We start from the raw sequence: 18,729 nt of genomic DNA on the forward strand, positions 1-18,729 counted from the left end.
CTCAGACGATCTGTGTGAGAGGCGTCAGCTTCCGGTCCTGGGCCGGGATGCTCGGCGCCTCTCGCGCGTTGTGCTCGTTCAGGCCGAAGCTGGTGAAGGCGGTGCGGCGCGGCAGCGGGTAGGGCTCCTTGCCGGTGACCGCGTTGAGGATGACCGCGCTGCGCCAGGCGGCGAGGCCCAGGTCGGGGGCGCCGACGCCGTGGGTGTGGCGCTCGGCGTTCTGGACGTGGACGGCGCCGGTGACGGAGTCGTCGAGGACCAGTCTGTAGTGGGCGTCGATGCGGGGCCGGCCGGCGGCGTCGTGGCGCATGTACGGGTCGAGGCCGGCCAGCATCCGGTCGACCGGGCGCTCGCGGTAGCCGGTGGCGAGGACGACGGCGTCGGTGGTCAGGCGGGAGCGGGTGGACTGCTGGACGTGCTCCAGGTGCAGCTCGATCTGTGTGGTGGCGACCCGGCCCGCGGTGCGGACCCGCACGCCGGGGGTGAGGACGGCGTCGGGCCAGCCGCCGTGCAGGCTGCGGCGGTAGAGCTCGTCGTGGATGGCGGCCATCGTCTCGGCGTCGATGCCCTTGTGCAGCTGCCACTGGCGGGGCATGAGTTCGCCGCGGACGTGTTCGGGCAGGGCGTGGAAGTAGCGGGTGTAGTCGGGGGTGAAGTGCTCCAGGCCGAGTTTGGAGTACTCCATGGGGGCGAACGCCTCGGTGCGGGCCAGCCAGTGGATCCGCTCCTTGCCGGCGGGGCGGGCGCGCAGCAGGTCGAGGAAGACCTCGGCGCCGGACTGCCCGGAGCCGATGACGGTGACGTGTTCGGCGGCGAGCAGCGTCTCGCGGTGCGTGAGGTAGTCCGCGGAGTGGATCACCGGCACGCCGGGGACGTCGGCGAGCGGGCGGAGCGGCTCGGGGACGTAGGGTTCGGTGCCGACGCCGAGGACGACGTTACGGGTGTACGAGCGGCCGAGGGCGGCGGCCTCGCCGTCGGCGTCGAGCTGGGTGAAGTCGACTTCGAACAGGCGCCGTTCGGGGTTCCAGCGGACCGAGTCGACCTGGTGGCCGAAGTGGAGGCCGGGGACGAGTTCGCTGACCCAGCGGCAGTAGGCGTCGTACTCGGCACGCTGGATGTGGAACTTCTCGGCGAAGTAGAAGGGGAAGAGCCGGTCTCGGGAGCGGAGGTAGTTGAGGAAGCTCCAGGGGCTGGCGGGGTCGGCGAGGGTCACCAGGTCGGCGAGGAAGGGGACTTGGAGGGTGGCGCCCTCGATGAGGAGGCCGGGGTGCCAGTGGAAGGCGGGGCGCTGCTCGTAGAAGGCGGTGGCGAGGCCGCCGGGGATGCCGTCGGCGAGGGCGGCGAGGGAGAGGTTGAACGGGCCGATGCCGACGCCCACCAGGTCGTACGGGCGGTCGAGGTCGCGCTGGGGGACGGTGGTGTGGCCTTCGGTGGGGCCGGTGCTGCCGGTGCTGCCCGTCATCGGTCGGTGCTGCCTTCCACGAGGGTGATGATCTCTGCCAGGTCGTCGGGGGTGGCGTGGGGGTTGAGCAGGGTGGCCTTCAGCCACAGTCGTCCGTCGGCGGCGGCCCGGCCGAGGACGGCGCGGCCCTGGGTGAGCAGGGTGCGGCGGATTCCGGCGACGGCGGTGTCGGGTGCGTCGTACGGGCGGAAGAGGACGGTCGTGAGGGTGGGGCGGGCGTAGAGCTCCAGGCCCGGGGCCTTCTCGACCAGGTCGGCGAGGTGTGCGGCGAGGTCCATGCAGGCGTCGACGAGTCCGCCGAGCCCTTCGCGGCCGAGGGCGCGCAGGGTGACGGCGGTCTTCAGGACGTCGGGGCGGCGGGTGGTGCGCAGCGAGCGGCCGAGGAGGTCGGGGAGGCCGGCGTCGGTGTCGTCGTCCGCGTTGAGGTAGTCGGCGGTGTGGGTGAGTACGGCGAGGTCGGCGCCGTCGCGTACGGCGAGCAGTCCTGCGGCGGCCGGCTGCCAGCCCAGTTTGTGCAGGTCGATCGTGACGGTGCGGGCCCGGTCGAGGCCGGCGAGGAGGCGGCGGTGGGTGTCGCTGAAGAGGAGGGGGCCGCCGTAGGCCGCGTCGACGTGGAGGTCCGCGTTGCCGTGCGCGGCGCAGAGGTCGGCGATCTCCGGGAGCGGGTCGATCAGTCCGGCGTCGGTGGTGCCGGCGGTCGCGGCGACGAGGAGGGGGCCGGGGAGGTCGGTGAGTGCCTCGTCGAGGGCGACCGGGTCCATGACGCCGCCCGGGGCGGGGACGACGACGGGTTCGGGGAGGCCGAGCAGCCAGGCGGCGCGGTGGAAGGAGTGGTGGGCGTTGGCGCCGACGAGGGTCTGCACGGTGCCGTGGTGGGCGTGGCGCTCGCGCGCGAGGAGCAGGGCGAGCTGGTTGGACTCGGTGCCGCCGGTGGTGACGAGCGCGTCGGGCGCGGGCGCGTCCGGGTAGGCCTCGGTGGCGAGTGTCGCCGTCACGAGCGCTTCGAGGGCGGAGGCCGCGGGGGCCTGGTCCCACGAGTCCATGGAGGGGTTGAGCGCGGAGGCGGCGAGGTCGGCGGCGGCGGAGAGGGCGAGCGGCGGGGTGTGCAGGTGCGCGGCGCACAGGGGGTGCGCGGGGTCGGCGGCGCCGGCGGCCAGGGCGTGGACGAGGGTGCGGAGGGCTTCTTCGGCGCCGGTGCCGGTGTCGGGGAGCACGGCGCCGAGGGTCTCCCGCATCTGGTGGGCTACCGTGTCGGGCCCCCCTGCGGGAAGCGGTCCGCTGCGGGCCTCGGCTCCGTCGCGGAGGGCGTCGAGGACGGTGAGCAGGAGGGGACGGAGGGCGTCGGGCCCGGGGGCGCCTCCGGCGAGGGGTTCGGCACGCATGGACGACAGGGTGCCGTGGCCACGGGCCGTGTGTCCGGGGAGTGGGGCGGTGTTACCCGAACGAGGGACGGGCGAGTTGCCTCCCGGAGTGGGGTCAGGTCACCTCCGGGTTCGCCATCATGCCCATGTCCTCGTGTTCCGGGTCGTGGCGGTGGAAGAGTTGACGTCCGCTCCCGCCCTATGGGCGGGGACACCCCGGACCCTGAGTCGCTCCCTCTTGTGCGCATCCCTCCGGACTCCTCGACGCTATGAGCCGGGCGATATCCTGTCCAAGATCAATATTGCTGCGGCGATATGCCCCGGGGGGATGATGGATCTCCACGCACTCCGCCAGTTCGCCGTCGTCGCGCGCCTGGAGCACCTGAGCCGCGCCGCCGAGGAACTCCGGGTCGCGCAGCCCTCGTTGAGCCGTACGATCGCGCGTCTGGAGCACGAGCTCGGCACGCCGCTGTTCGACCGGGCCGGGCGGCTGCGGCTGAACGACGCCGGGCGGCTCTTCCTCGGTCATGTCGAGCGCGCTCTCGGCGAGCTCGACGCGGGGCGGCGGGCGCTCGCCGAGCGGGCGGGCGAGGGCTTCGGCACCGTACGGCTCGCGTCGGAGACGTTCCTGACCCTGACGGGTCCGCTGGCGGCCTTCAAGCGGGCCCATCCGTCCGTCGAGGTCGAGCTGCACCAGCTGGAGGCCGAGGACATGGCCCGCCGGCTGCGCGCGCAGGAGGTGGACCTGTGCGTGGCCTCGCAGCCGGTGCCCACGGAGGGGCTGGAGGCGGTGCGGCTGCTCGACGAGCCGGTGTGGGTGATCACCCCGCTCGACCATCACCTCGCGCCGCTCGCGGAGCGCGGCCCGGTCGCCGTCGCCGATCTCGCCGACGAGCCCTTCGTCACCACCCGCGCGGGCCACTGGCAGCGCCGTCTCCTGGACCGGCTGTTCTCGGGGCACGGCCTGCCCGCCCCGCGGATCGTGTGCGAGGGCGACGAGCCGAGCGCCACCGCGATCCTGGTGGCCGCCGGGCTCGGCATCGCCCTCATCCCGGACATGGCCCGCCGCAGCGCCGCCCGCGCCCCGGTCGCCTGGCTGCGCGTCGACAGCCCGGACTGTCTGCGCACGCTCACCCTGCTCCGCGGCGCCACCACCCGGCCGACGAGCGCGGCGCGCCTGCTGCACGCCACGCTCACCGGCTGGGACTGGGCGGCCGGGCCGGTCTAGCCGGGCCGGTCCGGCCGGCCCGGACGGGAATCAGCCGCGGACCCGCAGCGCCCTGCGCAGGTCGTCGAGCTGGTCGACGAGCTTGCGGCGCAGCGCCGGGATCATGTCGTCCTCGGCGAGGTGCCGCTCGCCGAGGGCGAGGGAGTCGGCGTCGACGGCGTAGTGCGGGAAGGCCGAGCGGCCGGCGGCCTCGGCCATGGCGGGGCCGCGGCGGCCGGCCATGGCGACGGCCGCCGGGTAGTACCGGGCCACGTAGTCCCGGGTGAGCTCGGCCTGCTCGGGCTTCCAGAAGCCCGAGGCGGTGGCCGTGAACAGGTAGTTCGACAGGTCGTCGGTGTCGAACATGGCGGCCCAGGCGGCCTCCTTCGCCTCCGGCGTCGGCAGTGCGGCACGGCAGCGGGCCGCGCCCTCCTGGCCGGTGGCGCTGGGGTCGCGCTCCAGCTCGGCGGCGATGGCGGCCTCGTCGGTGGCACCGAGGACGGCGAGCCGGGCGAGGATGCGCCAGCGCAGCTCGGGGTCGAGCTCGGGGCCGCCGTGGACGGTGCCCTCCTCCAGCCAGGAGGCGATCTTGTCCGGGGTGGTGGCGCTGTCGATGTACGTGCGGACGGCGGTGAGGCGCAGGCCGGGGGCCTCGCCGTCCTCGGTGCGGCGCAGCAGGTCGCGGGCGATGCCGCAGAGGGTGGCGAGGGCGGCGGGACGGTCGGCCTCGGCGACGTAACGGTCGGCGATCTGCGTACGGGCGAAGCCGAGCACGCCCTGGACGACGGCGAGTTCGGTCTCCTCGGGCAGGTGGGCGGCGGCGGTCTCCAGGTAGTCGAGCGGTGCGAGCTGCCCGTCGCGGACCATGTCGCGCAGCGCGTTCCAGACGACCGCGCGGGTGAGGGCGCCGGGGATCCGGGAGAGGGAGCGCAGCGCGGTCTCCTCGGACACCTCGTCGAAGCGCATCTTGGCGTAGGTGAGGTCGTCCTCGTTGAGGACCACGAGCGCGGGTCGGGGGCCGGTCAGGTCGAGCGGGGCGGTCTGCGGCACGTCGGCCCAGGTGCGCTCGCGGAGGACGAGGTCGCCGGCGGCGTCGCGGTCGTAGACGCCGACCGACACGCGGTGCGGCCGGCTGCCCTCGCGGTCGACGGTGAGCCGCCACTGCTGTCCCTCGCCCTCCAGGCGCGGGGTGAGGACGTCGACGCCGGTGGTGCGCAGCCACTGGTCGGCCCAGCCGTGCACGTCGCGGTCGGTGGCGGCGGCGAGGTTGTCGATGAAGTCGGCGAGGGTGGCGTTGCCGAACCTGTGGCGCTTGAAGTGGATGTTGATGCCGGCGAGGAAGTCCTTCTCGCCGAGCCAGGCGACGAGCTGCCGCAGCGCGGAGGCGCCCTTGGCGTAGGAGATGCCGTCGAAGTTGAGCAGTGCGGAGGCGGTGTCGGGGACGGCGTCCGGGTCCGGGGCGACGGGGTGGGTGGAGGGCCGCTGGTCGGCCTCGTAGCCCCAGGACTTGCGGGTGACGCCGAAGTCGATCCAGGTGTCGGCGAAGCGGTCGGCGCAGGCCTCGTTGACGGTCTGGTAGCCCATGTACTCGGCGAAGGACTCGTTCAGCCAGATGTCGTCCCACCAGCGCAGGGTGACGAGGTCACCGAACCACATGTGCGCCATCTCGTGGGCGATGACCATGGCGCGGGTCATCCGCTCGGTGTCGGTGACGGCGGAGCGGAAGACGAACTCGTCGCGGAAGGTGACGAGTCCGGGGTTCTCCATGGCGCCGGCGTTGAACTCGGGCACGAACGCCTGGTCGTACGAGTCGAAGGGGTAGGGCTCGTCGAACTTCTCGTGGAAGCGGTCGAAGCACGCCTTGGTGACGTCGAGGATCTCGTCGGCGTCGGCGTCGAGGTGCGGCGCGAGGGAGCGGCGGCAGTGGATGGCGAAGGGCAGTCCGGCGTGCTCGGTGCGCACGGAGTGCCAGGGGCCGGCGGCGACGCAGACGAAGTAGGTGGAGAGCAGCGGGGTGGTGGCGGCCTGCCAGGTCCCGTCGGCCCGCTGCTCGGTGATGCCGTTGGCGAGGACGGTCCAGCCCTCGGGGGCGGTGACGGAGACGTCGAAGACGGCCTTGAGGTCGGGCTGGTCGAAGGCGGCGAAGACGCGCTGGACGTCCTCCATGAACAGCTGGGTGTAGACGTACGCCTCGCCGTCCGTGGGGTCGGTGAAGCGGTGCATGCCCTCGCCGGTGCGCGAGTAGCGCATGGTGGTGGCGATCCGCAGGGTGTGCTCGCCCTCGGTGAGGGTGAGCGGGAGCCGGTTGCCGTCCAGGCGGGCGGTGTCGAGCGGCTCGCCGTCGAGGACGGCGGAGTGCAGGGTTTCCGGCTTGAGTTCGACGAAGGTGTCCCCGGCGGCGCGGGCGGTGAACCGGATGAGGCTGGTGGACTCGAAGGTCTCGTCGCCGGTGGTGAGGTCGAGGTCCACGGCGTAGTGGTGGACGTCGAGGAGCTGGGCACGGGTCTGCGCTTCGTCGCGCGTCAGTACGGACATGGGGCCCATGCTGCCTGATGGTCACCTCCCAGGGGGAGGGGAGTTCACCGACAGCTCAGGCCCGGTTTCCGTCCGGCCGCGCGGCACGGTCTCAGGCGAGTCCGGCGCCGTCCAGGTGCGCGAAGGCGGCGGTGATCCGCGGCCGGTCGTAGCCGGCGGGCCCCTTGGCGCCGCTGGAGAGCAGGGCGTGCAGGAGCAGCCGGGCCTTGGCGGGGGCGAGCGGACCGGCGGGGATGAGGCCGCGGTGCAGCAGGTCGTACTCGGAGCCGGGGCTGCGGTAGGTGTGCGAGAGGGTGGCGCCGGTGCCGGTGCGGGAGGCGAGGACGACGGGCATGCGGGTGGTGAGCTCGGCGAGCGGTTCGACGAGCCGGGCGGGGACGTGGCCGGCGCCGAAGGCGGCGACCACGAGGCCGTCGAACCGGTCGGCGACCGCCTCCAGGAGCTCGCCCCGGTCGCCGAGGGAGAGGGTGAGCAGGGCGACCCGGAGGTCCGGGTCGATGCGGAGCGGGCAGATCCGGCTGGGTACGGCGGGCCGCAGCCAGATCCGCGGCTCGCCCTCCACGACGGCGCCGAGCGGGCCCGCGCCGGCCGAGCGGAAGGTGGCGACCGAGATGGTGTGGGCCTTGTGGGCGAAGCGGGCGGCGTGGATCTCGTCGGCGAGGACGACGAGCACGCCGAGGTCGCGGCAGCCGGGGTCGGCGGCGACGGCGAGGGCGGCGGCCAGGTTGGCGGGGCCGTCGGCGCCGGGCAGGTCGGGGCGGCGCATGGCGCCGGTGACGACGACGGGCTCCTCGGTGGTGCAGAGCAGGTCGAGGAGGAAGGCGGTCTCCTCCAGGGTGTCGGTGCCCTGGACGACGACCACGCCTGAGCCGGCGGCGACGGCCTTGCCGACCTCGTCGGCGAGGGCGGTGAGGTCCTCGAAGCCGAGGGAGGAGCTGGGCACCCGCCGGAAGTCGGTCAGGGTCACGTCCACGCCGGCGGGGGCCACGCCGAGCTCGGCGAGCACCTCGGCGCCGCTCATCCGGGCCTGGTCACCGCCCCGCGCGGAGATGGTGCCCCCGAGGGTGAATACGGTGACGCGCCTCATGCCGGTTTCCCCGTTCCTCAGCCTGCTTCGTCGGGTTGCTTCGTGCGGCGTGCCTCGTCGGCGGGCTTCGTTCGGCCTGCCTCGTCGGCGTGCTGTGTCAGCGTGCTTCGTCGGCGATCGTCTCGTGGTGGCGGATGACCTCCGCGATGATGAAGTTCAGCAGCTTCTCCGCGAACGCCGGGTCCAGTTTCGCGCTCTCGGCCAGTTCCCGCAGCCGGGCGATCTGGCGGGCCTCGCGGGCCGGGTCGGCGGGCGGCAGGTTGTGCCGCGCCTTGAGGACGCCCACCTGCTGGGTGCACTTGAAGCGCTCGGCGAGCATGTGGACGACCGCCGCGTCGATGTTGTCGATGCTCTCGCGCAGTCGGGTCAGCTCGGTCCGTACGGACTCGTCGATGTCGCTCATGAGGGGCGAGCCTATCCGGATCCGGTGAGGATGGTGGGCGGGTGTTCGGAATCCGGAACGGTGGTGGACCAGCCCCCGGGAACGTTTCTGCCCTGCTGCTCGCGGAAACGGACGGGCGCGGTGCCGACGCGGCGGGTGAAGAGCCGGGAGAAGTAGGCCGGATCGTCGTAGCCGACCCGGCGGGCGACGGCGGCGACGGGCAGGTCGGTGCCGGCGAGCAGTTCCTTGGCGCGGCCGAGCCGGACGGTGAGCAGGTAGTCCTTGGGGCTGCATCCGGCGGCGCGGCGGACGGCGGTGCGCAGCTCGGCGGGGGTCATGCCGTGCCGGGCGGCGTGCTCGGCGACCGAGAGCCGGGCGAAGGCGTCGCGGGCGAGGGCGGCGAGGACGGGGTCGCCGTCGGCGTTGGTGTCGGCGCGGGCCCGGCGCAGGGCGACGAGGAGTTCGTGGACGGCGGCGCCGGTCTCGACCTCCAGGAGCGGGTTGCCGGGGCGGGCGGCGCGGGCGATGCGGCTGACGACGGCGCGGGCGGGGGCGGCGTCGGCGAGGGGGACGACGGGCCGGTCGGGTTCGATGTAGCCGAGTTCGGTGTAGGTGGCGGTGGCGGGGCCGGAGAAGTCGACGAAGGACTCGTCCCAGCCGGTGCCGGGGTCGGCGGAGTAGTGGTGGGGCACGCCGGGGGTGAGCCAGATCAGGGCGGGGGCGGTGACGGTGGTGCGGCGCCCGTCGGGGCCCTGGTACCAGCCGCTGCCGGAGCCGACGACGACGGCGACGTGGTGGTCGAGGGTGCGCGGGCCGACGGTGGGCAGGGCGCCGTGCTGGAGTCCGACGCCGAGGCAGACGAGGCCGAGGCGGTGGTGGACGGGTCCGGGCGTGAAGTAGCGCATCCAGGTGTGGTACATCGCGCGTCCGCCTCCCCGACCCCGATCCGAAGGTCCAAACTGCGACGATCTTTGTCCATGGACCGGTCCGCCGCCAGAGGTGAAGGTGAGCCACATGAGCGAGAGGCACATGAGCGGGTCCCGCCGGTTCGCGGTGGGTGACGAGGACTTTCTGCTCGACGGGCGGCCGGTGCGGCTGCTCTCGGGCGCGCTGCACTACTTCCGGGTGCACGAGGCGCAGTGGGAGCACCGGCTCGGGATGCTGCGCGCGATGGGCCTCAACTGTGTCGAGACGTACGTGCCGTGGAACCTGTACGAGCCGGAGCCGGGCCGGTACGGGGACGTGGCGGCGCTCGGCCGCTTCCTGGACGCGGTGGCGCGGGCCGGGCTGTGGGCGATCGTGCGCCCGGGCCCGTACGTCTGCGCCGAGTGGGAGAACGGCGGGCTGCCGCACTGGCTGACGGGGCCGCTCGGGCGGCGGGTGCGGACGGCCGACCCGGAGTACCTGGGCCAGGTCGAGCGCTGGTTCCGGCGGCTGCTGCCCCAGGTGGTGGAGCGGCAGATCGGTCGGGGCGGGCCGGTGCTCATGGTGCAGGTGGAGAACGAGTACGGCAGCTACGGCACGGACGCCGGGTATCTGCGGTGGGTGGCGGAGCTGCTCGTGGCGTGCGGGGTGGAGGTGCCGCTGTTCACCTCGGACGGCCCGGAGGACCACATGCTGACGGGCGGTTCGGTGCCGGGGGTGCTGGCGACGGCGAACTTCGGCTCGGGGGCGCGTGAGGCGTTCGCGACGCTGCGGCGGCACCGGCCGTCCGGTCCGCTGATGTGCATGGAGTTCTGGTGCGGCTGGTTCGACCACTGGGGCAGGGACCACGTGGGCCGGGACGCGGCGGACGCGGCGGCGGCGCTGCGCGAGATCCTGGAATGCGGGGCCTCGGTCAACGTCTACATGGCGCACGGCGGTACGAGCTTCGCCGGCTGGGCCGGGGCGAACCGGGCGGGCGGGCTGCACCGGGGCGCGCTGCGGCCGACGGTCACGTCGTACGACTACGACGCGCCGGTCGACGAGGCGGGGCTGCCGACGGAGAAGTTCTGGCGCTTCCGCGAGGTGTTCGCGAAGTACGCGGAGGGGCCGCTGCCCCAGGTGCCGGAGCCGCCGGTGCGGATCGGGGCGCCCGCGGCGGGCGCGGTGACCGGCTGGGCGCCGCTGGCCGAGGTCCTGGAGGTCCTCGGCGACGAGGAGACCGAGTCGCCGGTGCCGCCGACCTTCGAGGAGCTGGGCGTGGACCGGGGCCTGGTCCGCTACCGGGTGGTGGTGCCGGGGCCGCGGCAGCCGTATCCGCTGGGCGTGACGGGGCTGCGGGACCGGGCGACGGTGTACGTGGACGGGGTGCGGGCCGGGGTCCTGGACCAGGAGGACGCGGAGCTGCCGGAGCCGGTCGCGGGGCCGGCGGTGGTGGACCTGTGGGTGGAGTCCCTGGGCCGGGTCAACTACGGGCCGCGGCTCGCGGAGCCGAAGGGGATCACGGGCGGGGTGCGGCACGAGCGGCAGTATCTGCACGGGGTACGGGCGCGGGGCCTGCGGCTCGACGCGTTCGAGCCGGCGGCGGTGGCGAAGGTGGCGTTCGGTGGGGTGCCGGAGGGCTCCGGGCCCGGTCTGTACGCGGGTGGGCTCTCGGTGCCGGCCCCCGGCGACGCGTACCTCCGCCTCCCCGGCTGGTCGCGCGGCTTCGTCTGGGTGAACGGCTTCTGCCTGGGCCGCTACTGGAACGCGGGCCCGCAGGAGGCGCTGTTCGTGCCGGGCCCGGTGCTGCGGGAGGGCGTGAACGAGGTGTGGGTCCTGGAGCTGGAGGGCGGGGCCGGGGGCGCGGTGGAGCTGGCGTGACGCGGGGCGGGGCCGGGGGCGCGGTGGAGCTGGCGTGACGCGAGACGGGGCCGGAGGCGCGGTGGAGCTGGCGTGACGCGGGACGGGCCCGGGATGCGACGATCCCGGGCCCGCGGAAGTGCGGCCGGCGCGCGCTGCAGCGAACCGAGCTCCTAAAGGGCTGCGGCCGCGGCCTTGATGTCCTTGGCGAACGTGGACACCTCGGAGTACACGCCGGGGTAGCCGGGCCGGGCGCAGCCCTCGCCCCAGCTCACGATGCCGACCTGGATCCAGGCGCCGTTGTTGTCCTTGCGGAACATCGGGCCGCCGGAGTCGCCCTGGCAGGTGTCGACGCCGCCCTCGTTGTAGCCGGCGCAGATCTCGTCGCCGGGGACGAGGGAGCTGCCGTACGCGGACTGGCAGTCGGCGTCGGAGACGAAGGGGACGGTCGCCTTGCGCAGGTAGCGCTGCTGGCCGCCGCCCTCGCGGGTGGCGCCCCAGCCGGCGACGGTGAAGGTGCCGTTGTTGTAGGCGGTGGTGTCGGCGATGGTGAGGTTCGGCAGGCTGGTGATGGGCGAGGCGAGCTTGATGAGGGCCCAGTCCTTGCCCTGCCCACTGTAGCCGGGGGCCTGGTAGACCTTGGTCGAGCGGACCTTGATGGCGCTGCTGGACTGGAGGTCGACGACGCCGGCGGTGGCGGTGATGCCGGTGTTGGCGCCGGAGCCGCTGACGCAGTGCGCCGCGGTGAGGACGACCTGAGGGGTGATCAGGGAGCCGCCGCAGCCCATGGAGAGCCTGACCATCCAGGGGAACTCGCCCTGGGCGGCGCGGGTGCCGCCGACGACCGGTGCGGGCGCGGCGGACGCGGTGTCGGTGGGCTGGAGGCTGAGCGCGGCGAGGGCGACCGCGCCGGCCGCGGCGAGTTTCTGCAGGGCGCGGACCAGCCGGTTCTTCTTCTGCATACGACTGCCTTCTTTCATGGGGGGTTGATCTTGATGGCATGAGCCCGTCAAGACGTTCCGGATTATGGAGAGCGCCCAACAGACGTCACAAGAAGGCCTTTTCGGCCAGATGGGGGGATGGAGGACACGGAGCACCCGGTCGTACCCTTGGCGACAGGGGGTGGTCCGGCATGCCGTACGTGCCGCACAGCGATGCAGTCTCCCGCGTCGTCCGCGGGTTCCCGCACCTCGACACGGTCCGCGCGTCGATCACCGCGCTCTACCGGCGCCTCTCCCCCGACGGCGTCCGCCGCTACGAGCTGAGCGTCCCGGCCTCCGACGTCGCCGTCGACGCCCTCGGCCCGCCCGGGGACGGCCTGCACCTCGGCGCCCAGCGGGCCGCCCGCGCCCTGGTCCGGCACCTCGGGCTGCCCGACGCCCGGATGGTGGTGAGCTTCCGCCCGATGGAGCACGCGGGCAGCGTCGAACTGTCCGCGGGGCCGGAGTACTTCGTCGAGCTCAACGACCGCTTTCGCGTCCACCGCCAGGACATCGGCGCCGTCCTCGCCCACGAAATCACCCACGTCCTGCTGCACCGCCTCGGCCTGTCCCTCCCCACGACGGCCGAGAACGAGATCCTCACCGACGTCGTCACCACCTACCTCGGCGCGGGCTGGCTGCTCCTCGACGCCTTCCGGCAGGACCGGCTGTCCGGGCAGAAGCTCGGCTATCTCACGCCGGACGAGTTCGGCTACGTGCTCGCCAAGCGGGCCGAGGTGTTCCACGAGGACCCCTCGCCGTGGTTCACCAGCACGGTGGCGTACGAGGCGTGGGAAAAGGGGCGGGCGGAGGCCGCCCGCGACTGGCGCCGCCCGCCGCTCGCCGGCGCGGGCTGGGCCGCCCGGCGGCTCGCCCGGGCCGGCGGTGACGGCGTCTTCCCGTGCCCGGTGTGCGGGCAGCGGCTGCGGGTGACCGGGGCCCGGCGGGTGAAGGCACGCTGCGGGGTGTGCCGGACGGTCCTGGAGTGCGCGCCGTAATCCCCGGGAGCGATGGGCATTTGCGCCGTTCGGGGGGTTCGGGTGAGGGTCGGCGCATGAGCAAGTTGTTCGACGCGCTGTGGAACGGGGACGACGACGGGGTGGTGCGGGCCCTGCGGGAGGGCGCCGACCCGGAGGAGCGGGACGCCGACGGCGAGACCCCGCTGTACCGCGCGGCCGTCGGAAACCAGCCGGTCGCCGTCCGTGTGCTGCTCGCCGCCGGGGCCGATCCGGGCCGGCCGAGCGGCGCGGACGGCGCGGACCTGCCGCTGTGCGGGGCCGCGTGCGGCGGCCACACCGAGGTCGTACGGGCGCTGCTCGCGGCCGGCGCGGACCCGGACCAGGAGGAGGCGTACGCGTACACCGCGCTCGCCTGGGCCGTACGCCTCGGGCACACCGGGGCCGCGCGGGCCCTGCTCGACGCCGGCGCCGACCCGGCGCGGCCGGGTCCGGACGGGCTCGACCCGCTGACCGCCGCCGCCCGGCGCGGCTCGGCGTCCCTGGTCCGGGCCCTGCTCGAACACGGCGCGGGCCGCGACCGGGCGTCCGTGGAAAGGGCCCTGGCCGAGGCCCGGCGGTGGATCGGCGCCGACATGGCGGCGGTGCTGCGGCGCGGGCTCGTGGAGAGCCGGGGCACGGCGGACACGTACGAGGCGGTGGTGCGGCGGGTGCCCGAGGACGGCGGGATCACCGTGGTCGTCGAGCTGCTGCGGGAGGACGGCGCGCCGAGCCACGGCGACGAACGCCAGACCTCCCACGCCGCGATCGCCACCCTCCTGGAGGGCGCCCTCGGCGCGCCCGCCCGGGCAGAGGAACTGGCCGAACGCGCCCTGCGCTGCGGCGCCCCCGACCGCGACGACTGGACCACGGCTGTCACCGCCCTCGCGGCCCGCCCCGGCGAGACCGCCTTCGTCACCGCCGCCGCCTGGTGCACGGGCCCGGACCCGCTGCGCCGCGCCCTGGGCGCGCAGGTCCTCGCCGCGCTGCCCGGCTACGCGGCGAGCGCGGTGCCGGTGCTGCGCCGGCTGGCAGCGGAGGAGACCTCCACGGAGCGGGAGCCCGCGCGGTCCGTCGTGGCCGCGCTCGGGGCGTGCGGGGACGGCAGCGCCGTACCGGAGCTGCTCGCCCTCGCCGGGCACCCGGACCCGGAGGTGCGGCGGCAGGTGGCCGCGGCGCTCGCCGGCCTCGTGCCCGCCGGACACGCGGAGGCCGTCGGGGTCCTCGTGGGCCTGAGCCGGGACCCCGAGCCGCGGGTGCGGGACTGGGCGACGCTCGCGCTCGGCGAGCTGCCCGACGACACGCCGGCGGTACGGGAGGCGCTGGCGGCGCGGCTCGCCGACCCGGACCCGGAGACCGCCGCCGAGGCCGCCCGTGGTCTGGCGATCCGTCAGGACCCGCGGGCCGTCGAGGCGCTGGCGGGAATCCTCGCCGACGGCGACCCGGAGGGCGCGGCGCGCGAGACGGCGCTGGCCGCCCTGGAGCACGTATCGGATCCGCGGATCAGGACCCGGCTGGAGTGGACCGCGCCCCGGTGCCGGTAGGGCCGGTGACGGTGGGGCCGGTAGGGCCGGTGGCGGTGGGGCCGCTGCCGGTGGGGCCGGCGCCTGGGGAGCAGCTGCTGGTGGTGCCGGCGCCCGTGATGCCGCCGGCCGCTGCCATGTCGTTGACGGCCGCCCAGGCGAAGGCCATCGCGGGGCCGATGGTGGCACCCGGGCCCGGATAGGTCTCGCCCATCACGGCGGCGGAGCAGTTGCCCGCCGCGTACAGGCCGGGGACCGGGCTGCCGTCCTCGCGCAGGACGCGGGCGTCGGCGTCGGTGACGAGGCCGCCCTTGGTGCCGATGTCGCCGGGGTGGACGGGGATCGCGTGGAAGGGGCCCTTGTCGAGCGGGGCCAGGTTGGGGTGGGGGGAGGGTGGGGTCGCCGTAGTAGCGGTCGTAGACGGAGTCGCCGCGGTGGAAGTCCTCGTCGACACCGCGCTCGGCGAAGCCGTTGAAGCGGGCGACGGTTTCCGGGAGCCGGGGCGCGCCGATCGCGGGGGACGGCTCGCTGCCGGTCGGAGCCGTGCGCACGAAGCCGTCCCAGCTCCTCGGGAAGGGCTGCCAGCCAGGCGACGGCGGCGGCCGGGTCGCCGAGCACGGCGTCGCTGCGGCCCTCCGTGACGAGCTCTCCGTCCTCGTGGAGCCGGGCGTCGACCGCGGCGAGGTCGAGGGTGCGGGGGTCGGTGCCGGGGCCGGGGCCGGTGACGAAACCGGCGGAGGAGGCGTTGTCGGCGATCGTGTCGGCGATGCCGATGCGCCAGTCGGCGATGCGGCTGTCGATCAGCTCCAGGGCGGGGACGACCTGTTCGGTGGCGTGCAGCACGTCGGCGGTGGTGCAGCCGGCGCCCGGGAGGTCGGCGCCGAGGACGAAGCCGACCTCGACCTCGACGCGGGGCGCGCAGTAGGCGGCGGTGTCGACGGGCGTGGCGGGGTCGAGGCGCATGTCGTCGAGGAGATGGCCGTAGTCGGGCTCGTCGACGCCCATCATCCGCTGCATCACGGGTGAGGAGAGGCCGACCTTGTGGCCGACGATCCGCGCGCCCGCGGCGAGGCGGTCGTGGATGTTGAGGAGCTGGACGCGGTAGGCGTCGGCGGCGCCGAGCTCCGGGAAGGTCTCGGTGAGGCGCGCGACGGGAGGTTTCGGGGCGGTGCCGGGTGAGCGCCGACGGTAGGCCGGGCGTGTGGTGCGGGGGGAGCGCGTGTTCCCACTGGCCGGGAAAGCGGCGCGGTGTGCTCCGCGGGTGCTTCCCGTGCGCCTTCACGCCCCCACCAGGGGTGATTACAGAGAGTAGTGACAGGGGTACGTTTCGTTGTGTCCGCTCTCGGCAACCGGCGGGCAGCCGCCACCACCTCAGGAGAGGCCATGTCGCACATCACCGGTACGGTGCAGACGCTGTCGCCCCCGGTCACCGTGGGGCCCGCGTCGGGAGCCCCGCCGACCACCCCGGGCACCTGGGCGTACGACTTCCCGTGGGTGCCCGCGCCCTCCGGCACCAAGCTGGTCGTGCTGCATTTCAGCGGGGTGAGCCTGCCGGCGAACAACCGCCTGGAGGTCGATCTCGGTTACGGGAAGGACGTGTTCACCTCCGCCGACGGGCCGGAGTTCTGGAGCCGCCCGGTGAACGTGTACGCGTTCCCGGCGGGCCGGGTGCCGATCCGTTACGTGACGGACGGCGCGACCACGGGCGGCGCGACGATCGACAGGTACGCCCGCGGGGAGCGGCACGCGGGCAAGCAGGACCCGACGGCGTTCTCCAACAGCGACCCGTTCTTGGGCGAGGCGGTCTACACGGAGCCGAAGTACGACCCGTTCTGGTTCTGCCACACGCCGCCGAACTGGGAGAACGCGGCGTGCGCGACGCCCGCGGCGGACGTGCGCGCCCGGGTCGCGAAGAGCGTCGGGATGATCCTGATGATCGGGGCCGAGGTGTCGACGTGCTCGGTGACGCTGATCGAGCCGAACGTGGTGCTGACGGCCGGTCACTGCCTGGAGGACGTCGCGGCGGAGGCCGCCTCGGCGTCGGTCACCTTCGACTACGCGACGGACTGCGCGGGCAACCGCCCGCCGGGGTACGCGGCGCGCTTCCACAAGGTCGTGAAGGTGCTCGCCCACACCTTCGACCCGGGCACCGGGGTGGACTACTGCCTGCTGCAGCTGAAGGTGCCTGCGGCGGGCCTCGGCATCACGCCGGTCCAGATCCGCCCGGACCGGCCGGGGGTCGGCGAGGCCGTCTTCGGCGTGCACCACCCCAACGGGGCGGTGAAGAAGCTGTCGCCGCCGCACGCCTCGTTCGGCGGGGTCCTGGCGAGTTCGACGCGTGCCCTCGACGTCGACTTCGACGTGTCGGGCGGCAGTTCGGGCTCCGGGCTCTTCGACTCCTCCGGGCGGATCGTCGGCATCCTCTCCAACGGCGGAGCCTGTCTGCTGCACTACTACCCGACGTCCAGCATGCTGGGTCAGCTCGCCAACCCGCCGGGGCCACGGGTGAACCGCGACGTGATGGTGGTCGTCGACCGCTCCGGCAGCATGCAGGAGAAGTCCGGTACCGGCCGCGACCGCACCAAGATCGAGGAGGCCAGGGACGCGGCCTCGCTCTTCGTGCGGCTGGTGCGCGCGGGGACCGGGAACCGGCTCGGCCTGGTGTCGTTCTCCACGACCGCGAGCTCGCCCGTGGACTTCGCCCTCGCCCCGGTCACCGACACCACCAAGAACACGCTCACCGGCCCGGCGCCCTTCACGAGCGGGGTGGTCGGCGGGCTCACGCCGGGCGGGGCGACCACGATCGGCGGCGGACTCGGCGCCGCGCAGGGCCAGTTCCCGGCGCCCGGGACCAATCCGCGCTCGGTCCTGCTGCTCACCGACGGCCTGCAGAACACCCCGCCGATGATCGCGGACGTGGAGGGCTCCCTGGCCGGCATCGACGTCAACGCGGTCGGCTTCGGCACCGAGACCAGTCTCGACGGCGCGCTGCTCACCCGGCTCACGCAGGACCACGACGGGCTCTACACGCGGGCGGGGAACGGGCTCGCGCTGAAGAAGTTCTTCGGACTCGCCTTCGGCAACATCTTCGAGGCGGGCGCGCTGATGGACCCCGAGGCCGACATGCCGGCCGCGATCCGGCGCAGCGACCCGATCCCGTTCCATGTGTGCGGGGAGGAGGCGCTGACCGTGATCGTCGGCTGGGACAACCCGGAGGGCGACCTCCTGATCTCCCTGCGCACCCCGGCCGGGGACTACGTCTCCGCCTCGGCCACCTCCGGCCTCACCTGGTGCTTCGTGCGGGTACCGCTGCCGTACGGGGAGCAGCGCGACGGCCAGTGGACGGTGCAGGTGTACCGGCCGGGCGGCGGCGAGATCCCGCCGCCGGGCGTGGACCTGCGGTACTTCGTGCAGGTGGTGGCCTCGGGCGGGCCACGGCTCGACCCGGTGCGGGGGCCGGTGCGCCTCTACACCGGCGACGTCGTCAACCCGAAGGTGTTCCTGCACTACGGGGAGGGCGGCAGCCCGCCCGGCGGACGCGTCGACGTCACGGTCAGCCGGCCCACGACCGGCGCGGGCAACCTGCTCGCCCAGGCCGGCCTCGGCGCGCCGGCGAGCGTGGGCGGCGACACGATCCCGCCGCGCCAGGCGACGCTGCGCGCGCTGGAGAAGGCGGCCGGGAAGCCGCTGTTCTCGTACGCGACCGACACCTTCCCGCTCTTCGACGACGCGGCGCACACGGACGGCGCCTTCGAGGCGGCCGGCCTGTTCGGCAACCCGCTGTCGGAACTGCTCACCGTGGAGGGCGACTACACGTTCCACGCGCGGGCGGTGTACGGGGAGGGCTGCGCCTCCAGCCGCGAGGCGCAGTGGACGGTCCACGTCGACGTCTCCGTGGACCCGGGCCGGACCGGCGTCACGGTCACCGGCGGCCCCGACGGCGGGACGCTCACCCTGGTGCCCCGCGACCGGTACGGCAACCAGCTCGGCCCCGGCCGCTCCGACGCCCTCCCAGTCAGCCCCGCCCCCGGCACCACGATCACCGGGCCGGTGCGGGACAACGGCGACGGGAGCTACACCGTCCCCGTCACCTGGGTCGCCGGCACCCCGGGCGCGCCCGGGGTCATCGTCTCCCAGCCCGACCGCCCGCCGGTCCTGATCCCGGGCACCCCGCTGGCCCCGGGAGGCGGCGACGCCTGCGACTGTCTGCGCGGGCTGCTGCGCACCCTGTGCCGCTGTCTCGCCCGCCCGCCCCACCACCCCTGCGACGACCACCCGCACGACCCGCACCGCCCGGACGACGAGCAGGACCACCCGCGTCCGCGCCCGCACGAGGGCGGGGGCGGCGGCGGGGGCTGCGGTTGCGGCGGCGGGAAGGGCTGCGGCGGCGGCAGGGGCTGCGGCGGCGACAAGCGATAGGAGGACTCCCGGGGC

The 18,729-nt window shown here is 74.4% G+C and carries 14 protein-coding genes; 6 read left to right on the forward strand and 8 right to left on the reverse strand.

Going from position 1 to position 18,729, the window contains the following annotated elements; translation table 11 throughout:
• Nucleotide 1: 1 nt before the first annotated feature.
• On the reverse strand, nt 2–1,462 hold the full coding sequence (locus ACWEJX_RS08750) for a lysine N(6)-hydroxylase/L-ornithine N(5)-oxygenase family protein (protein WP_451606803.1): 1,461 nt from the start codon (nt 1,460–1,462) through the stop codon (nt 2–4).
• Entirely contained in the window at nt 1,459–2,844 is a 1,386-nt protein-coding gene (locus tag ACWEJX_RS08755) for a pyridoxal phosphate-dependent decarboxylase family protein (protein ID WP_451606804.1), read from the reverse strand. The genes ACWEJX_RS08750 and ACWEJX_RS08755 overlap by 4 nt, the downstream gene beginning before the upstream one ends.
• A 307-nt stretch (nt 2,845–3,151) precedes the next feature.
• Here ACWEJX_RS08755 and ACWEJX_RS08760 point away from each other — a divergent pair, with 307 nt between their 5' ends.
• Entirely contained in the window at nt 3,152–4,051 is a 900-nt protein-coding gene (locus ACWEJX_RS08760; protein WP_451606805.1) for a LysR family transcriptional regulator, read from the forward strand.
• A gap of 30 nt (nt 4,052–4,081) precedes the next feature.
• On the opposite strand, the gene pepN is transcribed toward ACWEJX_RS08760, so the two are convergent.
• From pepN to ACWEJX_RS08780, 4 genes are all read right to left on the reverse strand, one after another.
• Nucleotides 4,082–6,565, reverse strand: coding sequence for an aminopeptidase N (gene pepN, locus ACWEJX_RS08765; protein WP_451606806.1), 2,484 nt, complete (start codon nt 6,563–6,565; stop codon nt 4,082–4,084).
• A 91-nt stretch (nt 6,566–6,656) separates the two neighbouring features.
• On the reverse strand, nt 6,657–7,652 hold the full coding sequence (locus ACWEJX_RS08770; protein ID WP_451606807.1) for an asparaginase: 996 nt from the start codon (nt 7,650–7,652) through the stop codon (nt 6,657–6,659).
• 97 nt (nt 7,653–7,749) lie between these two features.
• Nucleotides 7,750–8,055: a chorismate mutase gene (locus ACWEJX_RS08775; protein ID WP_403798072.1), complete on the reverse strand. Its 306-nt coding sequence runs from the start codon at nt 8,053–8,055 to the stop codon at nt 7,750–7,752.
• A gap of 11 nt (nt 8,056–8,066) precedes the next feature.
• Nucleotides 8,067–8,954: a helix-turn-helix domain-containing protein gene (locus ACWEJX_RS08780; protein ID WP_451606808.1), complete on the reverse strand. Its 888-nt coding sequence runs from the start codon at nt 8,952–8,954 to the stop codon at nt 8,067–8,069.
• A 94-nt stretch (nt 8,955–9,048) separates the two neighbouring features.
• Here ACWEJX_RS08780 and ACWEJX_RS08785 point away from each other — a divergent pair, with 94 nt between their 5' ends.
• Entirely contained in the window at nt 9,049–10,818 is a 1,770-nt protein-coding gene (locus ACWEJX_RS08785) for a glycoside hydrolase family 35 protein (protein WP_451606809.1), read from the forward strand.
• A 152-nt stretch (nt 10,819–10,970) separates the two neighbouring features.
• Here the strand turns inward: ACWEJX_RS08785 and ACWEJX_RS08790 are convergent, their stop codons facing one another.
• Nucleotides 10,971–11,759, reverse strand: coding sequence for a S1 family peptidase (locus ACWEJX_RS08790; protein WP_451606810.1), 789 nt, complete (start codon nt 11,757–11,759; stop codon nt 10,971–10,973).
• Nucleotides 11,760–11,929: 170 nt separating this feature from the next.
• Between ACWEJX_RS08790 and ACWEJX_RS08795 the strand changes: the two genes are divergently transcribed.
• Together ACWEJX_RS08795 and ACWEJX_RS08800 are read left to right on the forward strand one after the other, a co-directional pair.
• The gene (locus ACWEJX_RS08795) at nt 11,930–12,775 is read left to right on the forward strand and encodes a hypothetical protein (RefSeq protein WP_451606811.1); all 846 of its coding nucleotides are present in this window, start codon (nt 11,930–11,932) and stop codon (nt 12,773–12,775) included.
• 56 nt (nt 12,776–12,831) lie between these two features.
• Nucleotides 12,832–14,316 carry an ankyrin repeat domain-containing protein gene (locus tag ACWEJX_RS08800; protein ID WP_451606812.1) on the forward strand — a complete coding sequence of 495 codons (1,485 nt, stop codon included), beginning with the start codon at nt 12,832–12,834 and terminating at the stop codon, nt 14,314–14,316.
• Here the strand turns inward: ACWEJX_RS08800 and ACWEJX_RS08805 are convergent.
• A complete protein-coding gene (locus tag ACWEJX_RS08805) occupies nt 14,276–14,749 on the reverse strand; it encodes an FAD-binding protein (RefSeq protein ID WP_451606813.1) in 474 nt (157 codons plus the stop codon). The two genes, ACWEJX_RS08800 and ACWEJX_RS08805, sit on opposite strands and share 41 nt — an antisense overlap.
• Nucleotides 14,750–14,838: 89 nt before the next feature.
• On the opposite strand from ACWEJX_RS08805, the gene ACWEJX_RS08810 reads away from it, so the two are divergent.
• Together ACWEJX_RS08810 and ACWEJX_RS08815 are read left to right on the forward strand one after the other, a co-directional pair.
• Complete coding sequence (locus tag ACWEJX_RS08810) at nt 14,839–15,321, forward strand: hypothetical protein (RefSeq protein WP_451606814.1); 483 nt, start codon at nt 14,839–14,841, stop codon at nt 15,319–15,321.
• Nucleotides 15,322–15,678: 357 nt separating this feature from the next.
• On the forward strand, nt 15,679–18,714 hold the full coding sequence (locus ACWEJX_RS08815; RefSeq protein ID WP_451606815.1) for a trypsin-like peptidase domain-containing protein: 3,036 nt from the start codon (nt 15,679–15,681) through the stop codon (nt 18,712–18,714).
• Nucleotides 18,715–18,729 lie beyond the last annotated feature (15 nt).

The sequence above is a fragment of the Streptomyces sp. NPDC004788 genome, from assembly GCF_053601115.1.